The sequence below is a fragment of the Rhizobium sp. WCS2018Hpa-16 genome (assembly GCF_031843705.1).
In the GTDB taxonomy this organism is placed as follows: domain Bacteria; phylum Pseudomonadota; class Alphaproteobacteria; order Rhizobiales; family Rhizobiaceae; genus Agrobacterium; species Agrobacterium tumefaciens_C.
Genome location: NZ_JAVTIX010000001.1, coordinates 669934 through 695172, shown reverse-complemented (window position 1 = coordinate 695172; position 25239 = coordinate 669934). Strand labels below are relative to the sequence as shown.

At 56.4% G+C, this 25239-nt stretch carries 26 protein-coding genes and 1 tRNA gene; 8 read left to right on the top strand and 19 right to left on the bottom strand.

Annotated elements, in window-relative coordinates:
* Positions 1 to 137: 137 nt before the first annotated feature.
* The 8 genes from glmS to pcsA form a co-directional block, all read right to left on the bottom strand.
* Entirely contained in the window at positions 138 to 1964 is a 1827-nt protein-coding gene (gene glmS / locus RQI55_RS03500; RefSeq protein WP_042619034.1) for a glutamine--fructose-6-phosphate transaminase (isomerizing), read from the bottom strand.
* Positions 1965 to 2076: 112 nt separating this feature from the next.
* A complete protein-coding gene (glmU, locus tag RQI55_RS03495) occupies positions 2077 to 3435 on the bottom strand; it encodes a bifunctional UDP-N-acetylglucosamine diphosphorylase/glucosamine-1-phosphate N-acetyltransferase GlmU (RefSeq protein ID WP_243255718.1) in 1359 nt (452 codons plus the stop codon).
* 99 nt (positions 3436 to 3534) lie between these two features.
* Positions 3535 to 3864 (bottom strand): pentapeptide repeat-containing protein, encoded by a 330-nt coding sequence (locus RQI55_RS03490; RefSeq protein ID WP_243255715.1) that lies wholly within the window; start codon positions 3862 to 3864, stop codon positions 3535 to 3537.
* A gap of 77 nt (positions 3865 to 3941) precedes the next feature.
* Positions 3942 to 5015, bottom strand: a complete 1074-nt coding sequence (locus RQI55_RS03485; protein WP_042619032.1) for a BMP family ABC transporter substrate-binding protein — start codon at positions 5013 to 5015, stop codon at positions 3942 to 3944.
* 45 nt (positions 5016 to 5060) lie between these two features.
* The gene (locus RQI55_RS03480; RefSeq protein WP_243255712.1) at positions 5061 to 5981 is read right to left on the bottom strand and encodes an ABC transporter permease; all 921 of its coding nucleotides are present in this window, start codon (positions 5979 to 5981) and stop codon (positions 5061 to 5063) included.
* Positions 5981 to 7069, bottom strand: coding sequence for an ABC transporter permease (locus RQI55_RS03475; protein WP_243255711.1), 1089 nt, complete (start codon positions 7067 to 7069; stop codon positions 5981 to 5983). Before RQI55_RS03475 ends, RQI55_RS03480 begins: the two co-directional genes overlap by 1 nt.
* A complete protein-coding gene (locus RQI55_RS03470; RefSeq protein ID WP_243255709.1) occupies positions 7059 to 8615 on the bottom strand; it encodes an ABC transporter ATP-binding protein in 1557 nt (518 codons plus the stop codon). Before RQI55_RS03470 ends, RQI55_RS03475 begins: the two co-directional genes overlap by 11 nt.
* Positions 8616 to 8795: 180 nt before the next feature.
* Positions 8796 to 9521 carry a phosphatidylcholine synthase gene (gene pcsA / locus RQI55_RS03465; RefSeq protein WP_243255708.1) on the bottom strand — a complete coding sequence of 242 codons (726 nt, stop codon included), beginning with the start codon at positions 9519 to 9521 and terminating at the stop codon, positions 8796 to 8798.
* A gap of 210 nt (positions 9522 to 9731) precedes the next feature.
* Between pcsA and RQI55_RS03460 the strand changes: the two genes are divergently transcribed.
* Positions 9732 to 10946 (top strand): UbiH/UbiF family hydroxylase, encoded by a 1215-nt coding sequence (locus tag RQI55_RS03460; protein ID WP_243255707.1) that lies wholly within the window; start codon positions 9732 to 9734, stop codon positions 10944 to 10946.
* Here RQI55_RS03460 and RQI55_RS03455 read toward each other — a convergent pair.
* Both RQI55_RS03455 and RQI55_RS03450 read right to left on the bottom strand, forming a co-directional pair.
* Positions 10924 to 11868, bottom strand: coding sequence for an AEC family transporter (locus RQI55_RS03455; RefSeq protein WP_243255706.1), 945 nt, complete (start codon positions 11866 to 11868; stop codon positions 10924 to 10926). The genes RQI55_RS03460 and RQI55_RS03455 overlap by 23 nt on opposite strands.
* Before the next feature lie 35 nt (positions 11869 to 11903).
* Entirely contained in the window at positions 11904 to 12650 is a 747-nt protein-coding gene (locus tag RQI55_RS03450; protein WP_311272160.1) for a cytochrome c biogenesis CcdA family protein, read from the bottom strand.
* A gap of 270 nt (positions 12651 to 12920) precedes the next feature.
* Here RQI55_RS03450 and RQI55_RS03445 point away from each other — a divergent pair.
* From RQI55_RS03445 to RQI55_RS03435, 3 genes are all read left to right on the top strand, one after another.
* Positions 12921 to 12996: transfer RNA gene (locus tag RQI55_RS03445), tRNA-Lys, on the top strand.
* 191 nt (positions 12997 to 13187) lie between these two features.
* Entirely contained in the window at positions 13188 to 13433 is a 246-nt protein-coding gene (locus tag RQI55_RS03440) for a hypothetical protein (protein WP_082249940.1), read from the top strand.
* Positions 13434 to 13690: 257 nt separating this feature from the next.
* Complete coding sequence (locus tag RQI55_RS03435) at positions 13691 to 14338, top strand: hypothetical protein (RefSeq protein ID WP_311272161.1); 648 nt, start codon at positions 13691 to 13693, stop codon at positions 14336 to 14338.
* 109 nt (positions 14339 to 14447) lie between these two features.
* Here the strand turns inward: RQI55_RS03435 and RQI55_RS03430 are convergent, their stop codons facing one another.
* Both RQI55_RS03430 and gloA read right to left on the bottom strand, forming a co-directional pair.
* Positions 14448 to 15785 carry a D-Ala-D-Ala carboxypeptidase family metallohydrolase gene (locus RQI55_RS03430; protein WP_243255702.1) on the bottom strand — a complete coding sequence of 446 codons (1338 nt, stop codon included), beginning with the start codon at positions 15783 to 15785 and terminating at the stop codon, positions 14448 to 14450.
* Positions 15786 to 15841: 56 nt separating this feature from the next.
* Complete coding sequence (gloA, locus tag RQI55_RS03425; protein ID WP_042619023.1) at positions 15842 to 16282, bottom strand: lactoylglutathione lyase; 441 nt, start codon at positions 16280 to 16282, stop codon at positions 15842 to 15844.
* 187 nt (positions 16283 to 16469) lie between these two features.
* Here gloA and RQI55_RS03420 point away from each other — a divergent pair, with 187 nt between their 5' ends.
* Both RQI55_RS03420 and RQI55_RS03415 read left to right on the top strand, forming a co-directional pair.
* The gene (locus RQI55_RS03420) at positions 16470 to 17048 is read left to right on the top strand and encodes a cold-shock protein (protein ID WP_243255698.1); all 579 of its coding nucleotides are present in this window, start codon (positions 16470 to 16472) and stop codon (positions 17046 to 17048) included.
* 65 nt (positions 17049 to 17113) lie between these two features.
* The gene (locus RQI55_RS03415; protein WP_243256945.1) at positions 17114 to 17533 is read left to right on the top strand and encodes a DUF192 domain-containing protein; all 420 of its coding nucleotides are present in this window, start codon (positions 17114 to 17116) and stop codon (positions 17531 to 17533) included.
* 44 nt (positions 17534 to 17577) lie between these two features.
* Here RQI55_RS03415 and RQI55_RS03410 read toward each other — a convergent pair whose 3' ends face one another.
* On the bottom strand, positions 17578 to 17826 hold the full coding sequence (locus RQI55_RS03410) for a BON domain-containing protein (RefSeq protein WP_042619021.1): 249 nt from the start codon (positions 17824 to 17826) through the stop codon (positions 17578 to 17580).
* Positions 17827 to 18012: 186 nt separating this feature from the next.
* On the opposite strand from RQI55_RS03410, the gene RQI55_RS03405 reads away from it, so the two are divergent.
* Positions 18013 to 18282, top strand: coding sequence for a DUF982 domain-containing protein (locus RQI55_RS03405; RefSeq protein ID WP_243255696.1), 270 nt, complete (start codon positions 18013 to 18015; stop codon positions 18280 to 18282).
* A gap of 168 nt (positions 18283 to 18450) precedes the next feature.
* Positions 18451 to 18843 carry a hypothetical protein gene (locus RQI55_RS03400; RefSeq protein WP_311272162.1) on the top strand — a complete coding sequence of 131 codons (393 nt, stop codon included), beginning with the start codon at positions 18451 to 18453 and terminating at the stop codon, positions 18841 to 18843.
* 729 nt (positions 18844 to 19572) lie between these two features.
* Here RQI55_RS03400 and RQI55_RS03395 read toward each other — a convergent pair.
* The 6 genes from RQI55_RS03395 to RQI55_RS03370 form a co-directional block, all read right to left on the bottom strand.
* Complete coding sequence (locus tag RQI55_RS03395; RefSeq protein WP_311272163.1) at positions 19573 to 19902, bottom strand: hypothetical protein; 330 nt, start codon at positions 19900 to 19902, stop codon at positions 19573 to 19575.
* On the bottom strand, positions 19886 to 20338 hold the full coding sequence (locus RQI55_RS03390) for a hypothetical protein (protein ID WP_311272164.1): 453 nt from the start codon (positions 20336 to 20338) through the stop codon (positions 19886 to 19888). Before RQI55_RS03390 ends, RQI55_RS03395 begins: the two co-directional genes overlap by 17 nt.
* A gap of 219 nt (positions 20339 to 20557) precedes the next feature.
* Positions 20558 to 20941 carry a hypothetical protein gene (locus RQI55_RS03385; RefSeq protein ID WP_311272165.1) on the bottom strand — a complete coding sequence of 128 codons (384 nt, stop codon included), beginning with the start codon at positions 20939 to 20941 and terminating at the stop codon, positions 20558 to 20560.
* Positions 20938 to 21273 (bottom strand): hypothetical protein, encoded by a 336-nt coding sequence (locus RQI55_RS03380; RefSeq protein WP_311272166.1) that lies wholly within the window; start codon positions 21271 to 21273, stop codon positions 20938 to 20940. The genes RQI55_RS03385 and RQI55_RS03380 overlap by 4 nt, the downstream gene beginning before the upstream one ends.
* A complete protein-coding gene (locus RQI55_RS03375) occupies positions 21273 to 21797 on the bottom strand; it encodes an N-acetylmuramoyl-L-alanine amidase (RefSeq protein ID WP_311272167.1) in 525 nt (174 codons plus the stop codon). The genes RQI55_RS03380 and RQI55_RS03375 overlap by 1 nt, the downstream gene beginning before the upstream one ends.
* A gap of 487 nt (positions 21798 to 22284) precedes the next feature.
* On the bottom strand, positions 22285 to 25197 hold the full coding sequence (locus RQI55_RS03370) for a hypothetical protein (RefSeq protein ID WP_311272168.1): 2913 nt from the start codon (positions 25195 to 25197) through the stop codon (positions 22285 to 22287).
* Positions 25198 to 25239 lie beyond the last annotated feature (42 nt).

The following is a 25239-nucleotide window of genomic DNA, read 5'->3' as shown; positions in this document are numbered from 1 at the left end:
TGGAGCGTTTCCATGTGAACGCTCCGGGCAGGATGATAACGGATCATGCCGGACGCTGTTCCCTGCTGCAAGTTAAGGATTGTGAAATCTTTGTTAGGGAGACGCCAGCCGAGCCGACGGCGTCCCCTGAATGCCGATTATTCCACAGTGACCGACTTCGCCAGATTGCGCGGCTGGTCCACATCGGTGCCCATGAAGACAGCGGTGTGGTAGGCCAGAAGCTGGATGGGTAGCGAGAAGACCATCGGCGCGATGATTTCATCTACATTCGGGAGAACGATGGTTGCCATGGTTTCGAGCTTGGAGGCGGCAGCGCCCTTCTCATCGGTGATGAAAATGATCTTGCCGCCGCGTGCTGCGACTTCCTGCATGTTGGAGACAGTCTTTTCAAAGAACCGGTCATGCGGAGCGATAACGATGACAGGCATGTTCTCATCGATCAGCGCGATAGGCCCATGCTTCAGCTCGCCAGCGGCATAACCTTCGGCGTGAATATAAGAGATTTCCTTGAGCTTCAGCGCGCCTTCCAGCGCCAGCGGATAGCTGGTGCCGCGACCGAGATACAGCACATCCTTGAAGCGTGAGAGATCCCGCGACAGGGTTTCGATCTGCGGCTGGATGGCGTTCAAGACTTCGCTCATGACCCGCGGCATTTCGATCAGGTGGCGCACGAGCTCTGTTTCTTGCGCGGCATCCAGAGTGCCGCGAGCCTTGCCTGCCGAAATGGCAAGCGATGCGAGAACCGCGAGCTGGCAGGTGAAAGCCTTGGTGGAGGCGACGCCAATTTCAGGCCCGGCCAGAATCGGGAACACCGCATCGGACTCACGTGCCATGGTCGATTCGCGGACATTGACCACGGTGCCGATCTTCAGACCGTTTTCCTGGCAATAGCGCAGCGAAGCCAGCGTATCTGCCGTTTCACCAGACTGCGAAATGAACAGCGCCGCCTGCGTCGGCAGCAGCGGCATTTCCCGGTAGCGGAATTCGGATGCGACATCGATTTCAACGGGCAAGCGCGCATAACGCTCGAACCAGTATTTGCCGATGAGGCCGGAAAGGTAAGCAGTGCCGCAGGCAGAAATTGCAAGGCCCGTGAGCTTGGAAAAATCAATGGCGGGATCGGCTGGCTTCACGCGCTTTTCAGCGAAATCCACATAGTGGCTGAGCGCGTGGGAGATGACCTCTGGCTGCTCGTAGATTTCCTTTTCCATGAAGTGGCGGTGGTTGCCCTTATCCACGACATAGGCCGTGGCCTGCGAAATCTGGCGCGGACGCTGCACCGGCTTGCCGGAAAAATCGATGATCTCCACACCGTCACGGGTCAGAATGGCGCAGTCGCCGTCGACCAGATAGGTGATTTCGTTGGTGAAGGGCGAAAGGGCGATGGCGTCTGAGCCAAGGAACATTTCGCCGCGCCCGTAACCGATGGCGAGTGGCGGGCCGGAACGGGCCGACAGCAAGGTGTCGGGGTCATCCTGAAAGATCACGCCCAGCGCATAGGCACCGGTCACGCGGTTGAGCATGGCCAGCATGGCAGCGCGGTGGTCCAAGCCATCGCGGGTGAACTTCGCCAGAAGCTGCGCCACGACTTCCGTATCCGTCTGCGTGGTGAAGACAGCGCCTTCGGCCGCCAACTCATCACGCAACTCGGAAAAGTTCTCGATAATGCCGTTATGGACCACGGCAACGCCATCGACGAAATGCGGGTGTGCGTTCGTTTCGTTGGGAACGCCATGGGTGGCCCAGCGGGTGTGAGCGATGCCGGTCAGACCCGCCAGCGGCTCATCGAAAAGCTTCTTTTCGAGATTGAACAGCTTGCCTTCGGCACGGCGGCGGGCAAGCGCGCCCTCATGGATCGTTGCAACGCCAGCGGAGTCATAACCCCGATATTCCAGACGCTTCAGCGCTTCCACAAGGCGCCCCGCAACCGGTTGCGTTCCAACAATTCCAACTATGCCGCACATGCACTTCTCCAAAACGTTCTCGCTAGCCGAAGTCCTAGCGATTTCCGCGAAATCCGCAATCGCGGCCGCAGTCACTTTCAATGTCTATCCGTTACGATGTCGAGAACGGAATTCAGGTCTTTTTCTTCGCGTCCTTGATGGCCTGGGCGCGAGCACGAAGGGCGTTGGCGCGGCCTTCCTTGATCTCCTGTCGCGCGCGACCGAAGGCCAGTGCATCGGCAGGCACATCATCCGTAATCACGCTGCCGGAGGCTACATAGGCATCGTCACCGATGGTGACGGGCGCAACCAGCGAGGAGTTGGAGCCGACAAAGGCGTTCTTGCCGATTCGCGTCTCGTGCTTGTTGATGCCATCATAATTGCAGGTGATGGTCCCGGCCCCGATGTTGCTGCCAGCGCCGACGAAGGCATCACCAATATAGGTAAGGTGATTGACCTTGGCACCCTCGCCGATCTCGGCCTTCTTGACCTCGCAGAAATTTCCGACCTTGGAATTTGCAGCCAGATTGGCACCGGGACGCAGCCGCGCATAGGGGCCGACAGTGGCGCCGCCGCTGACATGCGCGCCTTCCAGATGGGAAAATGCGTGAATGATGGCACCTGATTCGATGGTAACGCCGGGCCCGATGACCACATTGGGCTCAATCAACGCATCCTGACCGATCTTGGTATCCCAAGACAGGAACACCGTTTCCGGCGCGATCATGGACACGCCATCAATCATGAATTGGTGGCGCGCACGCTCCTGCCAGAGCTTTTCGATGTAAGCGAGTTCGGCGCGGTTGTTGCAGCCGGTTAGTTCGCTTTCCGGCGCATCGATGGCGATGGCCTTGCCACCAAGCGAGCGGGCGATCTCGACAATATCAGTCAGATAATATTCGCCCTTGGCATTTTGATTGCCGATGCGGGTCAGAAGATCAAGCGCGCGACGGCCATTGACCGCCATCAGTCCGCTATTGCACCAGGTAACCTTGCGCTCTTCCTCTGTCGCATCCTTTTCCTCGCGGATGGCAACAAGCTCGCCGTTTTCCACCAGCAGACGGCCGTAGCCGGTGGGCTTGTCCGTATGAAAACCGATGACCACCACATCGACGTTTTCAGCTAGCGCCTGACGCGCCTTGTTGAGTGTCTCGGATGTGAGGAGCGGCACATCGCCATAGGCGATCAGAATATCATCGTAGCCAGCTTCAATGGCGGCCCGTGCGGCGAGAACCGCGTTGCCGGTGCCCAGTCGCTCTTTCTGAAGATAGGGCTCAACGCTCACACCTGCACCGCGCGCGGCTTCCGCAACCTTTTCCGCATCGCGCCCGACCACGAGGGCGGCAGAGTTGACGCCCGCACCCGCCACGGCCTGCATCACATGCGCAATCATCGCCCGGCCAGCCACGGGATGCAGCACCTTGGACATGGACGACTTCATGCGCGTGCTTTCACCAGCGGCGAGAATGACGGCAAGGCAACTGCGTTCCATTGAAATCTCCATAATAAACAAGCGGCGCGCGGCCAGCCACGCGCGGGTCATTTAGCAGTTGTGCCCTAAAGATCAAAGCAAGATCGAACCGCAATCACTTCAGGGTCGGTTCGCCTTGTAGACCGCCAGCAGCTCGCTGATCTCGATCCCGTCAATGGTCGCGCCAGTCAACCGGCTGGCGCTAATCTGGACGCCCGTCAGGTTGGCATTCTTGATAATAGCGCCAGATAGGTTCACGGCGTTCATGACGAGGCCGGACAGGTTCGCATCACTGATGGACCAGCCGCTCATATTGCTGTCGTTGAATGATGCACCTGAGAAATTGATCTGATTAAACGACGTGCCTGAAAGGTTGGCGTCGTTGAAGGTCGAGCCTGAAAGATCACTGTCATTGACCTCAAGAATCTCGGTGGTTCGCAGTATCTTCATCGCTTTCTCCTCAAAGAAATGCCGCGCATAGAGCCTATGCGCGGCACGATAGAAGTAGCGAATTCCAGACGCAATGCTTATTGCGGCAGCTTGTCGTCCACACCTGCGACGTAGAAGTTGAGGCCGAGAAGGACCTTGTCTTCAGCCTTTTCGCCAGCCTTCAGCCACTCGGAACCGTCCTGCTTCTTGATTGGGCCCGTGAAGGGGTGCAACTCGCCGGACTTGATCTTGGCTTCGGTTTCCTCGGCCATTTTCTTCACGTCGTCAGGCATGTTGGTGTAAGGCGCCATGGTCAGGATGCCGTCTTTCAGGCCATCCCAGACCGATTCGGACTTCCATGTGCCATCGAGAAGGGCCTGTGTGCGCTTGATGTAGTAAGCGCCCCAGGTATCGACGATGGCCGTCAGCTGCGTGTTTGGACCAGCCTTGATCATGTCAGATGCCTGACCGAAAGCCTTGATGCCACGCTCGGCTGCAACCTGCATCGGTGCAGTCGTGTCTGTGTGCTGGGTCAGAATGTCGACGCCTTGGTCGATCAGCGCCTTGGCGGCATCGGCTTCCTTGCCGGGGTCAAACCATGTGTTGGCCCATACGACCTTGACCTTGAATTCTGGGTTGACCGACTGCGCGCCCAGAACGAAGGCGTCGATGCCCATCACAACTTCAGGAATTGGGAAGGAAGCGATGTAACCGGCAAGACCCTTCTGGGACATCTTGGCAGCGATCTGGCCCTGAATGTAACGGCCTTCGTAGAAACGCGAATTGTAGGTCGCGAGGTTTGCTGCACCCTTGAAGCCGGTTGCGTGTTCGAACTTCACCTTCGGGAATTTCTGCGCGACCTTTACGGTCGCGTCCATGAAGCCAAACGATGTCGTGTAGATCAGTTCACAGCCGGAACGGGCCATGCGCTCGATTGCGCGCTCGGCATCAGGGCCTTCAGGAACGCTTTCGAGGAAAGGCGTTTCAATCTTGTCGCCGAAATGCTTCTGCAGTTCCTGACGACCAATATCGTGTGCCTGTGTCCAGCCGCCATCGGTCTTTGTACCGACGTAAACGAAGCAGACCTTCTTGGCATCTGCGGCTTGCGCGGACGGAACAATACCGACAACTGCGGCGGCAGATGCGGCCAGTGCGATGATGAGTTTTCTCATTGTTACCCCTGTTGGTTAGGCTTGATCTTGGTTCTGGTGGTGGTGTTATCGATCCGGCACGAAGGATTTGCCCAGCGAAGCCGGCGTGTTGATGAGCGTTGTGCGGCGATTATGGGAGATGATGATGAGGACCACAATCGTCGCAATATAAGGCATTGCCGAAAGAAGCTGGGATGGCACCCCGATGCCGAAAGCCTGCGCGTGCAACTGGCCGATGGTGACAGCGCCGAACAGGTAACCGCCCGCCAGCACCCGCAACGGCCGCCATGATGCAAACACCACCAGCGCCAGCGCAATCCAGCCGCGCCCGGCAGACATGTTTTCCACCCATTGCGGCGTGTAGACCAGAGACAATTGTGCGCCAGCAAGGCCAGCACACGCGCCGCCGAACATGACGGCCAGATAGCGCGTACGGATGACGTTGATGCCCAGCGCATGGGCCGAGCCATGATTATCGCCAATGGCGCGCAGCTTCAGACCCGTGCGGCTTTTGAACAAAAACCAGCCGATACCGACAACAAGCGCAATCGACATGTAGAAAATCAGATCCTGCCGGAACAGCGCCGGTCCAACCACCGGAATATCTGAGAGAACCGGAAAGACGATCTGCGGCAGCTTCACGCCGGGAAGGCCGACGAAGCTTTCTCCCAGCATGCCGGACACGCCAAGCCCCAGGATCGTCAAGGCAAGGCCCGTTGCGACCTGGTTCGTGACAAGCGTGAGTGTGAGAAAACCAAACAGCAAGGAGAAGGCAGCACCGGACACGATGCCAGCGACGATGCCGAGATAGGGATTGCCGCTGATATGCGCCACGGCGAAGGCGCAGACCGCGCCGATGATCATCATACCCTCGACACCGAGGTTCAGCACGCCAGCGCGCTCGGTCACCAACTCGCCAAGCGCTGCAATCACCAGAGGGGTGGCAGCCGTGATGACCGTCAGGAGGATGGCCTGAAACATATCCATCATGCAGCTCCTTCAGCGCCGGTGCCGCGACCGAAGCTGACGCGGATTTTGTAGATGATGAGTGTGTCGCATGACAGCACGAAGAACAGCATCAGCCCCTGGAACACGCGGGTGACCTTATCGGAAATACCGATGGAAAGCTGCGCGGCTTCGCCACCGAGATAGGTGAGCGCCAGCACGAAACCGGAGGCGATGATGCCGAGCGGATTGAGCCGCCCCAGAAATGCAACGATGATGGCCGTGAAACCGTAACCGGGAGAAATGGACGGCTGCAAATGGCCGATGGAGCCGGAGACTTCCGAAATTCCCGCCAACCCCGCCAATCCACCGGATACCAGCAGCGAGAACCAAACCATGCCGCGTGAGGAAAACCCGGCAAAGCGCCCGGCCCTTGGTGATTGGCCCAGCACCGTGACCTGAAATCCCTTGAGCATGAAGCGCATCATGAACCACAGCGCGACGGCGGCGATGATGGCAAAGACGATGCCCCAATGCGCACGGCCCGATTCCAGAATTTCCGGCAGCACGGCACTTTCATTGAAAGGCGTGCTCTGCGGAAAATTATAACCCGCAGGGTCGCGCCACATGCCGCGCACCAGCCAGTCTAGAAACAGTTGCGCCACATAGACCAGCATGAGGCTGGTCAGGATTTCGTTGGTGTTGAAACGTGTTTTCAGCAATGCGGGAATACCGGCATAAAGCGCACCGCCCACGGCACCCATGACCAGCATCAGCGGCAGGATCATCGGCGACTGCCATTGCGGGTAAAGCACCGGCAGGATGGAGCCAGTAATCGCGCCGATGGTGAACTGCCCCTCCGCCCCGATATTCCATGTGTTGGAGCGGTAACAGACCGACAGGCCCACCGCGATGAGAATGAGGGGTGCGGCCTTGATCGCCAGCTCATGCAACGACCAGACTTCCAGCAGTGGATCGATGAAGAAGCTGTAGAGTGCATCGACGGGATTTTTGCCCAGCAGCGCAAACATGATCGCGCCTGACATCAACGTCAGCACAAGCGCCAGCAAGGGGGAAAGAACAGCAAAGATATTCGAGACGCCGGTGCGTTTTTCAAGCTCAATGCGCATGGGCAGAGGCCTCCGTGGGTTCGCCATGGATGCCGCCCATCAACAGGCCGATTTTCTCTCGTGTCATGCTGTTGGCCGGATAGGCTTGCGACAGGCGACCATCGGAAATGACCGCGATGCTGGAGGCAACTTCAAATATCTCATCCAGATCCTGACTGATGACGATGACTGCGCCGCCAGCCTTGGCCAGATCGACCAGCGCCTGACGGATTCTACGGGCGGCACCGGCATCCACACCCCATGTTGGCTGGTTGACGACGAGAATGGAGGGCTGACGGTCAAGCTCCCGACCGACGATGAATTTCTGCAGATTACCGCCGGAAAGCGATCCCGCCTGCGGATCTTCACCACTCTTGCGCACATCCATGGCATCTGAAATTCGCCTGGCGGCGTTCTTCACGGTCGCGTTGCGGATGACATTGAGGAAGCCACCGGCGAGGAAAGCCTTGGCGTCGGAGCGATAGCGGGCAAGGAGGAGATTTTCAGACAGCCTCATCGCAGGCACAGCGGCATGGCCATGGCGCTCTTCCGGCACAAAACCGGCACCCAGCAGGCGGCGGCCATTGATGCCCAGACGCCCGACAGGCTTGCCGCGCAAAATGATCGTTTCGTCCTGCGCGACAGGATATTCGCCGGAAAGTGCGTCAAACAGTTCCCCCTGCCCGTTGCCCGCAACACCGGCAATGGCCAGAACCTCGCCGGAACGAACCTGCATGGAAATGTTCTTGAGAGACACGGCGAAGGGCGTGCGCGCCGGAACCGAGAGCGCGCGGATTTCAACGCTCATATCACCCATGGTGCATTCATCATCGCGCTGAATACCGGCAACATCCGAACCCACCATCATGCGCGCCAGCGATGCTGTGGTTTCCGCCCGCGGGTCACATGACCCTGTGACAGCGCCATGGCGCAGAACGGTCGCGCGGTCGCAGATGCGCTGAACCTCTTCCAGCCTGTGGCTGATATAAAGAACGGATCGACCCTCGGCCTTGAGTTTCGCCAGCGTTTCAAACAGCCGGTCCGCTTCCTGCGGCGTCAGTACCGAGGTCGGCTCGTCAAGAATAATGAGTTTGGGGTTCTGCAACAGAGCCCGCACAATCTCGATGCGCTGGCGCTCGCCCACCGAAAGATCGGCCACATGCGCATAGGGATCGAGCGGCAAGCCGTAGGCCTTGGACAGCGCCTCGGCTTCGCGTGCGATTTCCTTGAGGGAAATCTTGGGGTCCAGAGAAAGAGCGATATTCTCGGCAACGGTCAGGGCCTCAAACAGCGAAAAGTGCTGGAAGACCATGCCGATGCCAAGCTTGCGGGCTTCGCTGGGCGAGCCAATGCGAACCGCCTCACCGTTCCAGATAATCTCGCCCGCCGATGGCGCCAGAACGCCGAACAGCATTTTGACCAGCGTGGATTTGCCAGCGCCGTTCTCACCCAGAAGCGCGTGAATTTCACCGGGTGCAATATCCAGATCGATCGCATTGCAAGCGCCGAATGTTCCAAACAGCTTGGTCAGCTGGCGAACGGATAGAAGCAGAGCCTCAGACGTCACCGATCCCGTCACCTGTTCCCCTTTTCCAATCCGCCGCCGCACTTTCTCCGAAGTGTTGAACGAGCGGATCGATCATCATGCACGAAAATTGGGCACTGCCCGTTATCGATACTAAATACCGGTTTTATTGCCGTGCACAACTCAAAATGACGAAGAGGCCAAGGTTTTGAACGACTGAATTTACCGCGCACCGAGAGACGGGAAAAGTTGCATGACCGCGCCGATGCAATAGAGGTAGAGGCCGGTGATCACCACGCCCGCCACCACCCAGTCTGGCGACGAGAAATGCGACAGAAGAGAGTAGCCGCCCAGCGCGCACCAGACGAAAAACACAGCCAGATTCAACGGGCGCAGACGCTTGACCCGCACCGGGTGCAGAAAGTTGATGTTGAGGAATGTGAGAATGACCGAGATGGTCACGACAATCATGGCCGTTGTCGCGCTGGCGTCGATGACGAACAGGGTGAAGACCACCATGTTCCACACCACGGGAAAGCCCGAGAAGAAGTATTCGTCGGTCTTCATGCCCATATCGGCGTAATAGATCGCGCTGGAAACCACGATCATGCCTGCGGCCACGAAAGACCATGGTTCACCGATCATCCCGCTCTGATAAAGAGCAAAGGCTGGTAACAGCACGTAGGTCACGTAGTCGATGATGTTATCAAGCGTATCGCCAGACCAGTTGGGCAGCACTTCCTTGACCCGAACCTTGCGGGCAATGGGACCATCGATACCATCAACGGCAAGAGCCAGGCCCAGCCACCAGAACATATCGACAAACCGATGCTCTGCTGCGGCGACAACGCCCAGAAATGCGAGGAATGAACCGGATGCGGTGAGAATGTGGACCGAAAACGCCCGCATCTCTGCATAGGGGACGCGCTTATATTTGAATATCTTCATATCAGCGCAGTGGCCTCGTTTCCGTTCGCTTTGTCAAGTCCGGTATGCGACCATTCATCGCTGTTTGCAACCATTCCCCAAGTCTTATCCGGGGACTAAAGTTCTTTTTCCATGGGTAGCATGACGTCGATGCCACGTCAGTCTTCTGGATTTGGCCACGTAAACTCACTATGTTGCGTTTCGTTGCGCGCGCTGAACTGGAGCGGAAAAATGAAGAACGTTGAGATCGCCGTTGTTGGGGCAGGCCTTGCAGGACAGATCACCGCGCTTGCGCTTGCGCGCGCAGGCCGCAGCGTAGCTTTGACTGCGCCGAAAACCGACAGGGTGGACAAGCGCACCACAGCGTTGATGGATCAATCCATCCGCTTCCTGAGCCGTCTTGGCCTCTGGTCACAGATAGAGCCGTCAGCCGCCAAATTATCCACCATGCAGATCATCGATGGCACGGACCGGCTTTTGCGCGCGCCGACCGTTGCCTTTCGCTCGTCCGAAATCGGCCTTTCCGCCTTTGGGTGGAATATGTCCAACGAGACGCTCAATCACGCGCTCGGTGAGGCGATTTCCAAAGAGAGCAACATCGAGCTTATCGACGCGTCTGCGCAAGACATCGAGATTGACGAAACAGAAGCTAGGATCACGCTTCAGGATGGCGAGCAGATCGCGGCCAGCTTCCTGATCGGCGCGGACGGACGGCAATCGAAGGTGCGCGAAAGTGCAGGCATTCGTGTGCGCTCATGGACGTATCCGCAGACAGCCGTGGTTCTGAACTTTTCGCACACGCGCCCCCACGGCAATGTCTCAACCGAATTTCACACGCCGACCGGGCCATTCACGCAGGTCCCGCTGATGGGCAATCGCTCTAGCCTCGTCTGGGTCGTCACGCCGGAACAGGCGCGGGAGCTCTCAGCGCTTTCATTGGAGGATATCAGCCGCTGCGTTGAAGAGCGCATGCACTCCATGCTCGGCACGGTTACGGTGGAAGACAATGTCCAGACATGGCCGCTATCCAGCATGACCGCCAGCCGCTTTGGCAAAGGCCGCGTGGCTCTCGTTGGCGAGGCTGGCCACGGCTTTCCGCCCATTGGCGCGCAAGGCCTGAACCTCAGTCTCCGGGATATTATCGTGCTGACAGACCTTTTGGGCACTCTGACCGGCGGGCCAATTCCTGCCGATGCCGGTTCAACCTTCGACCGTCGCCGCCGCGGCGATGTCGTCAGCCGCACCTTGAGCGTCGATCTGCTCAACCGCTCGCTGCTATCAAGCTTCCTGCCCATGCAGGTGGCGCGCGCCGCAGGTCTTCACATTCTGTCCAATGTCGGCCCATTGCGCGGCCTTGTCATGCGGGAAGGCATTGAACCCGGACGTGGACTGAAGGCCCTGCCGTCGCTTCTGGCCAGCAGCTTCAAACGCTCACGGAACGGATGAAATAGAGCACCAGCGTTACGGTGAAAACGGACAGTACGGTTGAAATCAGGATCGTGGCGGAAGCCCGCTCCTGCCAGACCTGATATTGCTGGCCGATGACAAAGACATTGGTTGCCGTCGGCAGCGCCGCCAACAGCACGGCAGTCGATACCCACACCGGATCGAATGACCCGAATGATGAGAGTATGACGTAAGCCAGCAACGGGTGCAGCAAAAGTTTGGCTGGCACGATATAGCTGATTTCCACGGGAACCCGCTTCAACGGACGGAGCGCAAGCGTGACGCCCATGGCAAACAGCGCGCAGGGTGCCGCCGATTGCGCGAGATAATCCACCAGTTGCTGCACAGGCTCCGGCGGATGCCAGCCGATGAAGGCGGCAATAAAGCCTGCGATGACGGAGAGGATGAAGGGATGCGTCAGCACCTTTTTTGCCACGTCTGCGGCAAGCTTCAAGGGTGAGCGCTTGTCTCCACCCGCAACCGCCATGAGCGCGGGTGCCGTGATGAAGTGCATGGCATTTTCCAGACACACAATCAGCGCCACAGGCACCGCCGCCCGGTCTCCAAAGGCCAACAACGCCAGCCCTGGCCCCATATAGCCGATATTGCCATAGCTGCCCGCAAAGCTCTGAATGGTGGAATCAGACAGGCTGTTGCGCCTGATAACGTAGCCGATGACGAACAGCAGCGCGAACACGCTGTAGGTCGCCAGAAGGCTTAAACCGACGAAGTCCATGCGCGCCAGTTGATCGATAGGCGTCCTGGCAACAAGCTTGAAAAACAGCGCAGGCAGGGCCGCGTAAATAATGAAGGTGTTGAGCCAGCCCAGCGCCTCCGCTGGCTGTTTCGTTATCCGTCCGGCCAGATAACCAATGAAGATCAGCCCGAAAAACGGAAACAGCAATCCGGCGATATCAGCCATGGCAACCCCTCGCCGTCTATGATGCCCGCAAGGGTCTAGCCGATTTGCATCAGGATTGGAAAGCTCTCCTGAAACCAGATCGCCACATCGGTGATGAAGCCCGACATGAAGGCGATGCCCGTGAGGACGAGAAGCACCCCCATGGCCTTTTCAACGATGCCGAGGTGACGGCGGAAGCGGGCCAGAAAGCGCATGAAGGTGCCTGAAAAGGCTGCGGCAATCCAGAAAGGAGTGGCAAGACCAGCGGAATAGACGGCAAGCAGCATCGCGCCCTCACCCACCGTTTCCCGCGAAGCGGCCACACCGAGGATCGCGCCCAGCACCGGGCCGATGCAGGGGGTCCAGCCGAAAGCAAAGGCAAGCCCCATAATGTAGGCACCGGAGAGCGTCGCGGGTTTGCCGCCGCTCTGGAACCGCGCTTCACGGGAGAAGACACCGATTCGGAACACTCCAAGGAAGTTAAGCCCCATGAGAATGATAATGAAACCGCCGATCTTGGCGAGAATATCCAGGTTCTGCCTCAACACCATGCCGATGCTCGACGCCCCCGCACCCAATGCGACGAAGACGGTGGCGAACCCTAGCGTGAAGAACAGGGCCGCGAAAAGTACGGCTTTGCGTACCTGCGGCTTGGCCTCATAACGCTCATCGCGGAATTGCTCGACCGAAATGCCAGCCATATAGCAAAGATAGGGCGGCACCAATGGTAGCACACAGGGTGATAAAAATGAGAGAGCACCGGCAAGAAGTGCTGTCAAAAGGGAGATATCGGCAATGAACAAGGAAGAACTCCAACAGATCTGGAGCTGCTTGTAACGCCGCCAACCCCTTACGACCAATCACCTTTTTGCGCCCGTGACAAAAAAACGCGGGAAGGCGAATGATTTGTGTTTTTATGGGTTGACCACAGACCCGCCTCTACCTATGTTCCGCCCACTTCCGAGGGGCGCTTCGCCGCCACCGGGGAAGCGCAATTCCGCTTTCGAAGCGATTGAACTTTAACACATTGTTCGTGTTGATATGTCATTGAAATGCGTAAGACCAAATGGTGAGAGAGGCTAGCTCAGCTGGTAGAGCAGCGCACTTTTAATGCGCGGGTCGTGGGTTCGAGTCCCACGCCTCTCACCACTTTTCCGAAACCCCAGTTTTCTCCGAAATAGAAATCAAAGCTTCGGTTGCTGGCCTATGTTGATTCGGCGGGCGACAGTTTTGTTGGCGAATATACCCTCCAATTGCAACCAATCACGCTGATACCACATTGTTATGTGGTCATCCGGCATGCCGATTAGCGGCACATTGGTGATTTGGAGGAAAAATTCATGAACAATCGTACTTTGACAATTGTCATCGCAGGTATCGTCGTCGTTCTGGCGCTCGCTTTCTTTATGATGGGATCAAACACACCGGCCACCGCACCCGCAACGCCGCCAGCAGCGACAACATCGCAGCCAAGTACCCCGGCGCCTGCACCGGCAACCCCTGCCCCAGCGACACCGGATACAGCGCCATCCACACCGGCACCAGCACCTGCAACACCGGCTCCAGCAACTCCAACCGCACCATAATGCTGCTTGATGCCCGGGCTTAGCAGAAGCTACCCGGCAACATAGCGTTAAAACTCAACGCCCCGTCACACAGTGCCGGGGCGTTGAGCGTTTAAAGGGGTATTTCGATAAACATGTGAAATTATATGAAGCGGTGATTTCATCCCTACTGACCACCCGCCATCGGCTAACCTGAAACTTGACGCTATGAAATAAATGGCAAAAATTCGTCCATTGGATCCGTCAGGTTACTCCAATGCCAATGATCGGAAAATCAGATGCCTAAAGAATTGATAACGATCTCCCTGAAAGAGAGTTTGGGTTCATCGGAAATCGATTTCCTTAATTTTGGCACGCCGCTCCTGAAAATAGCAGCAACGCTGGGGCCGCCAAAAGGATGGATGACAAACGTACATGCCGAGCCTGTACCGTTGTATTGGCTCTATCCAGGCGGTCTGGAATTATCTTTCGAGCCAGACCCGCCTTACCGATTGGGCGCATTCAAACTTTCGCCTGTCGGCAGACATAAAGGCAGGATGACCACCTTCAGTTATAAGGTTCGGATGCGCAACGACTTTCCAATGATCGAGACTCGGGTCTCTGGCTTCCTGCGCAGTGGCCTATGGGATCTGGAAAAAGTAAGTGTCGGGATCTGCGCTAAACCAAACTATCCGGTTCTCGATATTTGTATCGGATGTTTACGAATACCTTTCCTGATGAGTTCAAAAAGGGAGGGTGCACTTGAAGATCAACTTTCCCATAGCGCCATTCAATTGAAAAGGAGAGTTGCCCTGCTTGATCCAGATTGTCACTTCTTCGGAGCCTACTTCTCGCTTGAAGACGTTGAAAGCCAGCGGTTCCCAAGCGATGGATGGACGTCGATCAGCGGTGAAGAATATCTTCGCCAGCTTGATTCAGCGGAATAGGCCCCCCCAAAAAAGGCTAACAGAAGACTTCAGCCGGTCGTCCGCTCTGAATAATACCACAGCAGAGATCATCAATTCGGCTCTGCTTGTAGCTGCTGACGCTGGCAAGTTACAGGCTGCTCTGCGTGCGGCGGCAGCGCCAGTTCCAGTCACGTGGCTCTCCAAGATCCATGTGAACGGATTCGGTGTGGCAGTAGGTGCCCACACCTCCCCGATCTGGAATAGAGCGCAGATAATTGGCCAGTTCCCATCTCGAAACGCCGTTCACCTGAATATCGGCAGCATCACATGTATAATGCTTGGAGCCCTGCGTCGTTGACTTGGCTGGCCTGTAACCTGAGGTCACCATGGCGGGCCGACCGAAATGCGCTTCGACCTCTTTGATTCTACGGATCATTTCTGGCTTGAAACAGCCGACATTCACGTCCTGCGTCTGCAGCAGCAAACCGTTTGGCGCAACGCGGCTGAGGCCCGACAGCGAAGCAAGCTTCATCAGGCCCGCTGGCTTGTTATCGTCACCAGTATGCGTGTCATCAAACTCATCCGTCATCGACGTGCGACCGGGCAGTACCATGCCTTGCCTTGCCGTCGCCGATAGCGGCAGAGCGGCGACTTGAGTACCACCTACGGCACCTGAACCGCGCTTCTTGGGCAAACCCGCCAAGAAAGCTGCGGCGGGGACACCCGTCTGTTCACCCGGGACAGTTCCCTTCGGCGACCCACCAAGTGCTGCGAGAGCCTGCGTGGTCTCGGCGGCGTTCATTGGTACGGTCGTGGCCGAGTGCTGCTGGCCAGATGGCGCGGGGGCGGCAGGCATGGGCTGCACTGCCGCAGGCGCAGAGTAAACGCTGTTCAAAGCCGGTGAGACCTTCGGCAGCGGTGCATAGGCCGGAATGCTTGTTGGCGCTGCGGCAGGCTGAGCTGTCGAAGCCGAAGCGCCAGGGACTGCGTTCACCATTCCCGGCGCCGAGTTGGCATAGATGCTGAGAGAGCTGGCGGAAATGCCGGTTGGCTGGGTGGAAAGACCCGAAATTTGCGGGGCCTGTCCGTAAACAGGGTCGGCGACCTGCGCCTGCTGCGCCATGACGGGCTGATTCGATTGGACGGGGGAAGCGGACCTCGATGTCGCAGATACCATCGCCGGGTCAACATAGCCGCCCACAGCACCTTGCTGCGCGACATTTCCCTGCGCGTTGGCCGGACCGGCAACCAGCGCCGAGTTTGCCGCCGGTGTCGGCGTCGCAGACGCGTCTTTCTGTTCAGGAACCGCAGAGACACAGCCAGACAGCGCCAGAATAAAAACGGCGGCAAGACAGCTTTGAGCCAGAGAGACCGGCTTGCGGTTGATGATTTTCAAGGCAAAGCCTCCGCAGATGCGTTTCAACGTGACCGACCCACTGTCGCAGCGCATCCGGGATGAGCGGGCACGCCGTACGATGACGAGCATGCCCTGCCCCGGAAACGCAAGCGTGATGTTTGCGATGCCCTTAAAAAGGAATCACATCACCAGGCGCCGGTATTCTCCATTGATATCCATGGTTCTGCTGGTGCAAGGCTTGCGCCTTTCTGCAATATTTCAATCGAGATACCGTCCGGCGAGCGCACAAACGCCATGTGACCATCGCGCGGCGGGCGGTTTATCGTAACGCCACTGGCCTGAAGCTTGGCACAGGTCTCATAGATATCATCCACCTCATAGGCGAGATGGCCGAAATTGCGCCCGCCCGTGTAGTCCTCAGCATCCCAGTTGTAAGTCAGCTCCAGGCATGGAGCTTTATTATCCCGCGCGGCGGCAACGTCTTCAGGCGCGGCGAGAAACACGAGTGTAAAGCGCCCCTTCTCGTTCTCGATTCGGCGGACTTCTTCCAGACCGAAGACAGAACCATAAAAATTAAGGGATTTTTCGAGGTCTTTTACCCGAACCATTGTGTGCAGATAGCGCATGTACTTCTCCTTCACATTTTAAACTTGCCGTAACGGCAGGTAAGTCAGCCCTGAGCAAGCCCAGAGACATAAAAGCAGGTGGATAAATCAAAAACTAGGGCTTGCGCGACACGGTTACCAAGATGTTAATCTATCCTTAGGGAATCAGTAACCGGTAGTGGTAAGTGCGTAGAGGGGCTGGGTGGAAATGGCTGACAGGATATCGACGAAAAATGTAATCGATTTCGAAGACCTCTCGAGCGAGGCGGTAGACCTGGTCGAGATCACCGGCGTTGTCAAATGGTTCGATGTTGCCAAGGGGTTCGGCTTCATCGTGCCGGATAACGGCTTGCAGGATGTTCTTCTACACGTTTCCTGCCTGAGACGCGATGGATATCAGACAATTCTCGAGGGAACACGCATTGTTGCCCTCATTCAGCGCAGAGACCGCGGCTACCAGACATTCCGCATTCTCTCGATGGATCAATCGACAGCCGTACACCCTTCACAGCTTCCCCCAGTTCGCACTCATGTGCAGGTAACAGCCTCAAGCGGGCTGGAACGCGCCATCGTCAAGTGGTTCAACCGCACCAAGGGTTTCGGATTTCTGACGCGCGGCGAAGGCACTGAGGACATTTTCGTGCACATGGAAACGCTGCGCCGCTATGGTCTTGCGGAACTTCGGCCCGGCCAGGTCGTTCTCGTACGCTTCGGTGACGGAGACAAGGGCCTGATGGCCGCAGAAATTCACCCGGATAATCCGGCGCCTGTGGGAATGTCGCATTGATATCAAGACTATCTTTTTCGAAATACAAAGTGGGTATCGTGGCGATACTCACTTTTTTCGTTTTGATGACCGCTTCATCGAAAGCTCAGGAGAGCTTCTCCAAAGAGCCTCTGACGATCGAGACATCGAGCGGAAAAAAGCTGGAATTTTCGGCTGAACTGGCGACCACTGACGGACAACGACAGCAGGGTCTCATGTTCCGCAAGAGCATGGCGCCCGCAGATGGAATGCTGTTCGATTTTGGGATTGATCGCGAAGTGACGATGTGGATGCGTAATACGCTGATCCCACTCGACATGGTGTTCATCTCAAAGGATGGGAAGGTCACGCATGTTCACGCGAACGCCGTTCCTCATTCGGAGGATATCATCAGCTCACGCGGCCCGGTGCGCTTCGTGCTGGAGCTGAACGGCGGAACCGCCAGACAGCTCGGAATTGATCGCGGCGATACTGTTCGCAGCAAACAGATTGGCAACATGCGATAAATGCATGCGATGCCGGGCGTAACCGCCCGGCGCATCCGCTTAGCTTAGTAGCAAGGCTCGATGTGGCTCAGGATCCGGCAATTCGAAATCGAAGATGCGAGATTGATCGCAATATCGATTGCTTCCACCGAGTCAGCCGTACCTTCAAGATAAATCATATCATTATCGGCAGAAGCGGAGATATTGGATTTCTCCAGCCCGGACTCAAACGCCAGTGCCGATGTAATTGCCTGGCAGACACCGGCCATACGTTCGCCGAAAAAGCTTTCCTGCATTCCAGATAGGTTGAACATGATCGGGCCTCCTTCGTGTGGGCATATGGTCTATAACGCCCGTGTGGTGATTTCGTTCATCTTCAGTTCATTCATTTTCCATTCATCTTGAAAAAAAGATACCCCTGTCGCGTTCACTTTTTTCGTGAACAGGAACTAATATGTGAAATCGCTGTTCGTGAGAGTATATTAGAGAGGACTTTCACAATGCTCATCCAACGAACAGAACCCTGCCACCATGCGCAGTGGGCAACGCCCGTTCACGTGCACCTGCCCCGCTGTGTCGCACTGGAAATCTACAGCCCCCTCATCGCGCTTGATATGCTGATGTACCGGTGGCCCGACGATCATGGCCCGGAATATGAAGCGGCACGGCGCACATGTCTGGCAGCCATCTCAGGCCAAGGAGAACTCGAAACAGCGCGTGAATCCTTTATGCTTGCCAGCAGCCACGCGCATGTGCTGAACGTGAACTAAGCCAGACGACCGATGTGAACGACGCAGATGGAAACTTCCCGCTTACGGCGGATTAACATCGCGTTCAGCCTGCCTGAAAACTCAGCCGTTTTCTGGTGCAATCGTCGCGCGTTGACTCGACTCATGATTGAAGTTCTGATTGATAGCTCCCGTTAAATGGGGGTATTCATGAAAAATATAATAGCAGTCGGCTTGATTGCCGTCTCAGCAGCGTCGTGCGCTTCAAAGGCTGAAACAATATCAGCGTCCTACGTGTCTCCGACACTTTACAACAACCTGTCTTGCGCTCAGTTGGCTGATGAGGCTCAAGCGGTATCCAGCCGTGCCGCCATGGCAGTTGGTGTGCAAAACAAGAAGGCTGGGCAAGATGCTGCCCTGACAACTGTCGGCATCGTGCTCTTCTGGCCTGCCCTGTTCTTCAACAGCGGCGATGGAGCGTCTGCCGCTGAAGTCGCTAGATTAAAGGGCGAAATGCAGGCCGTGGAAGATGCCTCCAGAAGAAAAGGCTGCAGCCTGAAGTTCTCGTCCGCCCCGGCAAAGCAGGCTCCTCCTAAAAAATAACAGTGATCGCCATGGGCGCTATTCAATCCATGGCGAATCGCATTGCCTATAGAAACGGCAATTCCATGCTCTGCGATCGGAGCATGGAAGTTCACAATGTTCTGGACGAATTGTCGGAGGCACTGCTGATCGGCAGCCCTTCAGCGCGGCAAGTCGACTAAGCTGTAATTTTCAGATGTGAAAAACCAGCCAATCGGATTGGCAACAGCGTTTTAGATGGCTGAAAACCAGATCAAACTGTGAACGGATTATCTGACCAAGTTTGGAAAGGTGGCGACCCCTGCAGTTCTACGATCACGCAGTAATATCAAAGCATTAAATTCAGGTGGGACCAAACACCGCCCCATTGATTTCATTTATCAATTCAGATCGCCCGGTCTTACCTTTCCGGGTCTTGTTGACTCATCAGCGGACCAGAACGTAATCAGAACGGCATGACTGAATACCAACGCAGATATTCGTGGAAGCGCACCTGGCCGGGGGAAACCGGACTGGATGGCAAGCTGCTTGAAGACTACGTCTGCGTGATCGACGGAGAGAATACGGGCCGGATATCGTACCAAGAGGCGGGGCCGATGAAAGGCACTTGGCTTTGGAACGGCGGCCACTCGCGTAAGATCAGAGTTACTATCATGCCCCAAGGCGGATATGCGCCGAGTCGATCAGAGGCCGTTAGGCTGGTCGAGGAGCATTATGATGCGCAACGGGTGGCGGCGGGGTTGCCTCCGGTTATGGGCGCCTAGCCACCTCACGCTGGATCCGAAGCTCTTCCCTGATGCGATCCATCTCGATTGCCATTCGAGAAATTGAATGGCTGGACTCTTTCATGGTTTCGGTCAGGTCTCCAACAGCCTCGGTATGCGCCTCAAGCGCTTTGGTAGCATTGTTGAGTGCGGTCGGGTCGACAATGACAGCCGCCACCTGTGCCGACGCTTGGCTCTTTTCTGGAGTGGTGTTCGCGCCCGCCGCAATGCCGAAGTAACGCACGGCAAAGATAACGGCCAATGTGCCGCCAAAAACAGCAAGCGCCAGCGGAGGAAGTTCAGCCAGTTTTTCCATTGCGTGCTTCCCCTTGGTCATGCGCCGCGCGGTGGATATTGATCAACTCTCCGATTGCGAAGAGTGGATAGATGGCGATCCACGTACTGATGACCCCGGAAGATGCAAAAGCGTATGCGATGCCTGACCAGATCATGCACCCGGCAGCTGCCGAGAATTGCCGTATCTGTGGAGTGACGTTCTTTCGAGCGCCATTGACGACGAGTCCTATGATCCGAAGGCAGCCGACAATAAACATGACCCACCCAAGGAAGTCTTCGGATGGCACGACTTCGTTGAAGCCCATGAAGGCCGGTTGGTTGAATGTCTGCGATGGAAGAAGCAGGACATAGCCGAACAGCATCAAATGCCCGGCCATAAACCACTCCATCATTCTCGGGCCGAACCGGTGCTGTATGCGCACCCACATGCCCGGCCCCTGATAACCCTGCTGCATCAGCTAGCCTCCTGCCTACCAAAGCGCGTTTTCACGCCGTCATAAAATCCAGCGCACCGGCTTGTCCTGCGATCAACAAAGTCCGCGGTGAATTCCCACCGGAGCTGTGTGTTGCGTGGCTTCTCGGTTCCGTATTGAGGGACAACCCGCGCCATCTTCTGACGGCATTCGTCCGGCAGATCGGGAAGGCTTACACCAGCCTGCACCCTGCCCTGCGTATTAGCCGCCGCAGTTAGCCTGGCCTCTTTGCCGGCACAGCCAGAGACGATCAGCATCGCTCCAGCGGTAATCGCCATCATCAACATTCTGATTGTCATCTTTGATCGCCTGTTCAAGTTGGGCTTCGAGCTTCTGTTGCGTCAGCGCGTCCGAGACGGCACGCTTGCGGTAATCCTCAAGGGCTTGAGACGCTGCGTTGCGTTGCCGGATCATCTCGTCGGCCAAGGCTTCGGCAGCCGTCTTCTCAGACCGCAGGACGTACCCGCTGAGGAGTTGCGCATCGTGCGCGGCCAACCACACCCGGAAACCCGCGAATGCCACCAGCAGGGCTATCAGGACGGCAAGGATGCGCCCTATGAGCGTTCCATTGAAGAAAGCGATCATCCCGTTTCATCCTTTATGGTCTGGTCAACCGGCTCGCCATCGACCGCGACCGGCGGCGAAGCATATGGAAGCCCGGTTCTGGTGGCGAAGATCGCGGCGATATCCTGGGCCGTCGCGAATCCAGTGTAGAAGAACACCGATGCGATGATGTTGACGATCAATCCCCAGGCTATCGTTTCGTTCACCCGGCTATCCTGCGCGCCGACCAGAATGTAGATCAGCCAGAATGAAACAATGATGTTCGGGAAGATCACAGCCTTGCGCCAAGACCATCCCGGTTCGCCGCTGGCCTTGGCTTCCGTCTTCCGGCGGTCAAGTTGCCGCCGGTCCATCACATGCGGGCTTTCACATCGCGGCGCATTCTATCGCCGCAGGCCTTGGCCCCGATTACAGAAGGATCGAACGCAAGGCGTGTGAAATCCCACTTTCCGTTTTGACGAATCCCAAGGTTCGGCTGCACCTCGGCGTGGCTTAAAATCGTCTTGTCTGTGACCGGGATTTTGTAGAACGAGGCCAGATGCGCGATCACGTCCATAGCCCGCGCCCATTGGACTTCAGTCATAGGATACTTGCCGGGATTAAACGGGCTCTCGATTGCCCCGGCCATGCAAGCCAGCGAAACACCGATCGATCCCGTGTTGCAGCCTCTGGTGTGGGCCGCATAGTCGTCGTCTGCCGTGTTGACGTTGTCCGCAATCGTGTGGTCGCCACGCACAACGTTGCCCGTGCCTTCGATGATCAGGTGGTAGTGTTCTTTGTCGAGATCGGAAGCGCGGTAAGCCCCGGCGGACCAGTGGGCAATGATACGCGTCATCTTAACCGGCTGGAGCCATTCCAGCGGAAGCTTGTAGGTCATAGCGATGTCCTTTGGGTTTGGTGTCTCAGGCCACGGCACGCGCAATCAAGCGCCGCTGTACTGTGGGTACAGGCGTGGGGGTGGTTCCTGTGGGTAGATTGTCGCGCTTCGTTGTAGTAGGGCTGCCGTAGACATGACCGCACTAGGATTTACAGCATGCATACAGCAGCTTTTCTGTTCTCCAGTAATCTGGAATTTAGCCATGACCGGTTAGAAAAATGGCTATGAGCATGTTGCGCGTACATTTCCAGCAGGGCGGTCGAGATAATAAGCACGAGGAGTTCTGGTATCTTTTGGAGGACAGTGACGGCGTCCACCAAGTTCAGTATAGATGGCATCATCTTGAGTTCGAGGGTTTAGAAGGCATCGAGACATATTCGCTTATCGACGGCTTGATTCGATGCCCGCCAAAGGCCGCATCTGCGATCAGATCACTTCTCGGCATCTGAAGTCCGGCATAGACACACGCGAAGTTCTAGCCCACCAACTAGAAGGTCTTATTAAGCACGGCATAATCGGCGCTGGTTGCCGTCATTATGATGTTGCCGCTAGCCGCTTTGGCAAACCTCCCGACGCCATCACCAACGACGAACGAATCCCCGCGAGTAAATGCAGCGCTGTCACTGCGGATCATGTCTTGGGCAACCCACACTTCGCCGCGCGTCTTAACGCGCCCCCATGCTGACGGGCGAATATCCTCGTATGCAATCCCAGCGAACAGAGACGGCGCATCAGTGGTGGTCATCCGGCGTCCTGCCATTTGAGAGGACGTGTAGGCAACAGCAGTCTTGCGCAAGATCGTGGTGGCGCCTGTGTTTTGCAGCCATGTTTCCTGATCCGGGAAAGCAGGACGATATAGGTCGTTGACGTTCATCAACGACGCAGTCCCTTTGCCTGTTAGAACGGCGTTGATGGCTGCCAAGATTGTAGCGTTCGATTGCGCCGAATAGTTCTGATTGAACGTCACTGTGAGTGGCGATCCCCCATCAATGGTCACAACCAAGCTAAGCGAAGACGATGTCCTGTCTCCAAGGCGTTTGCCAAGCGCAGTGATGAACTGATTCTGGTTTATGCCAACGGCATGCTCGCCGACATCTGCAGTGCCATACACCCCAGCCGATAGATCCGCCGCATTTGCATAGTTGAGAACCGTGCCGAACAGGACCGCGACTGCCGAGCCGGATACAACGACAGAGCTACTGGAGTTGGCCGTCAAGCTGTCGATACGCAAGGCACGTGAGCCTTCGTCAGCTATTGTGAACGGCACAGGGGTATTGCCGCTACCAGAAAAGTTCAATTGACCAGCCTTGTCAGCAATTTGGGAGGGCAAGTCAGTTGGTATCCATGGTGCCATTTCCAAAATGATTGACCGGCTTAAACGGCAATCGACCAATTCAAGAATGTCACCCACTCCCGAACCAAGGACACCATATCGAAAGCCGGATGGTGTCGTGCTCTGCACACGCAGGTCGCACCGCTCTAAGCGGACGCGGCTAGGAACCTTGAATCCTTTGTTGTTGTGGGTTGCGAAAGGCAGATCACGTTTCCCGATAAATCTGCAATTGCGGTAAACCCATTCGTCGCCGCTAGACGTACCCATGCCATATCCAGCTTCGCCAACCCAAATAGTGTTAGGATCGCCTCCGATCGATGTCTGGTAGGCGCGTGCTTCGTCATTGCCAAGATGCTCTAGGGTGCAGTCCTCATAGGTTGCTTTGAGGGCAGGTCCAGCGCCGGAACGATCATCATGGATCGGATAACGCATGTTTTGGCAGGTAATCCGAAGGCTACCTAATTTGACATTCGCATTTCCATTGATGGTTGATGTTGAAGCGATTGTAGCAGCCGGGGAACTAGCGACCAGATAACCGGCTATCCATGAGCTGTTGCGATCAACCCCTCGGATATCGACGTAATCTTTGAGCTGTAGGCCTGATGTCGTAAATTTTCCGCGCCCAACGACAATCTCATACCGATACAGCGGTCCCGCACCTTTGGCGGCAGCCAGCGCGGCGTCAACAGTTGTATAGTCGCCCGACCCATCGGTTTCGACCCGCAGCGTCCGCGCATACCCATTACCCTGCGGCCCTACAGTACGGGAGATAGCCTCCCTGGTAGCGCGGCGGGTCGCAATGGCAATGTTTTTTACAGCCGTTGTTTCGGGGTCGCCATTGGCAACATCAATGACCTCGATATCCATATCTGTCAGCACAAAGGCATCAATTGTGGATGTAACGACCGTGCCGCTTGTCTGCTGGAGCGTCGGGGCTATTGAGGTTGCCAAGCCGGTCAGTACAAACGTGTAAACCACCTCTCGACGGTTTGGGGTTACCTGCTTGTTCTGGAGGACGCGCACGTCGCTCCCCGTCTGCTGGACGCCATCGACATAGTAGCGAGCGAATACACCCAAAGGGCGATTGTAGTCAGTGGACGTGTCTATGCCCAAATGCACCATGACCGTCGCCCCATTTATTTTAGAGGCCTCTACCTTGTCGATCGCTAAGAGATATTGGGTGTAACTAAGTCCACCATTTTGACCAGCAGGGACCGAGAACCCACCAATCCTTCCATCTTGGGTGAAAGTCAGAGTCGCGCCGTTGAAGATTTGTGTCGACACAGACCAATCGTCAAATACTCGCCCAAAGCCAAAACGCTCTGACGCCAACTCGCGGATTGCTAGCTCGCTACCAACCCCCGTTGGCGTTTCTGCGCTTTGTCCCGTGTCAGACGCGCGCCAGGTCAAATGACCCAAAACCCAACTCATTTCACTGCTGACCGCCGTTGAATCGGCAAGCTGTATCGGCACACCAATAAAGGACTCATCGCCAGCAAATACGTAGTCAATATCACGATATATAACGTTCCCAATTTGCTCGTTTCGGACAATTGTGCCTCCGGCTGTCAGGGAGTCCATGCCAAGCCGCAAAGGGGAAGCCAAATCGAACGGATGAGCGGCGAGAAACCCCGCGTCGGCAATTATCTCGACAGAAAATCGCACGGTTCGAAACGCCAAACGCGCAGCCTCGCGTGCAGTAAACGGAACGTAGAAAATGGCATAGCTTAGCGAAGCCGTTTTATTGGCTGGCACCTTCAGCCCGTTAATGTTCCCGAGAGTATCGGTCAACAGCACGCCGTCATTCAGCGCCTGCCCCTTATTGGTGGAGTTTTTTCCGACTAAAACACTTGCGGTCGTTCGGTCAATCCTCGCGCCTAGCGTTGGGGATGGGCCTCGCGCATCCTGAACTTCGACAGCAATTGAATCCCCGCCAGCACCCTCAGCTTGGATATAGTCTTCTATGATCCCCCCGAGTATACGGATCTCAGGTTTCGAAGGCATAGATGGCGAGATTGATGGGCCATCGGCGTAGACCGCGTTGAAAGTATCTCGGATGACACCCATTTGATGTTTTCTCCATAGGGGATCGACTCGGCGCGCGGCCAA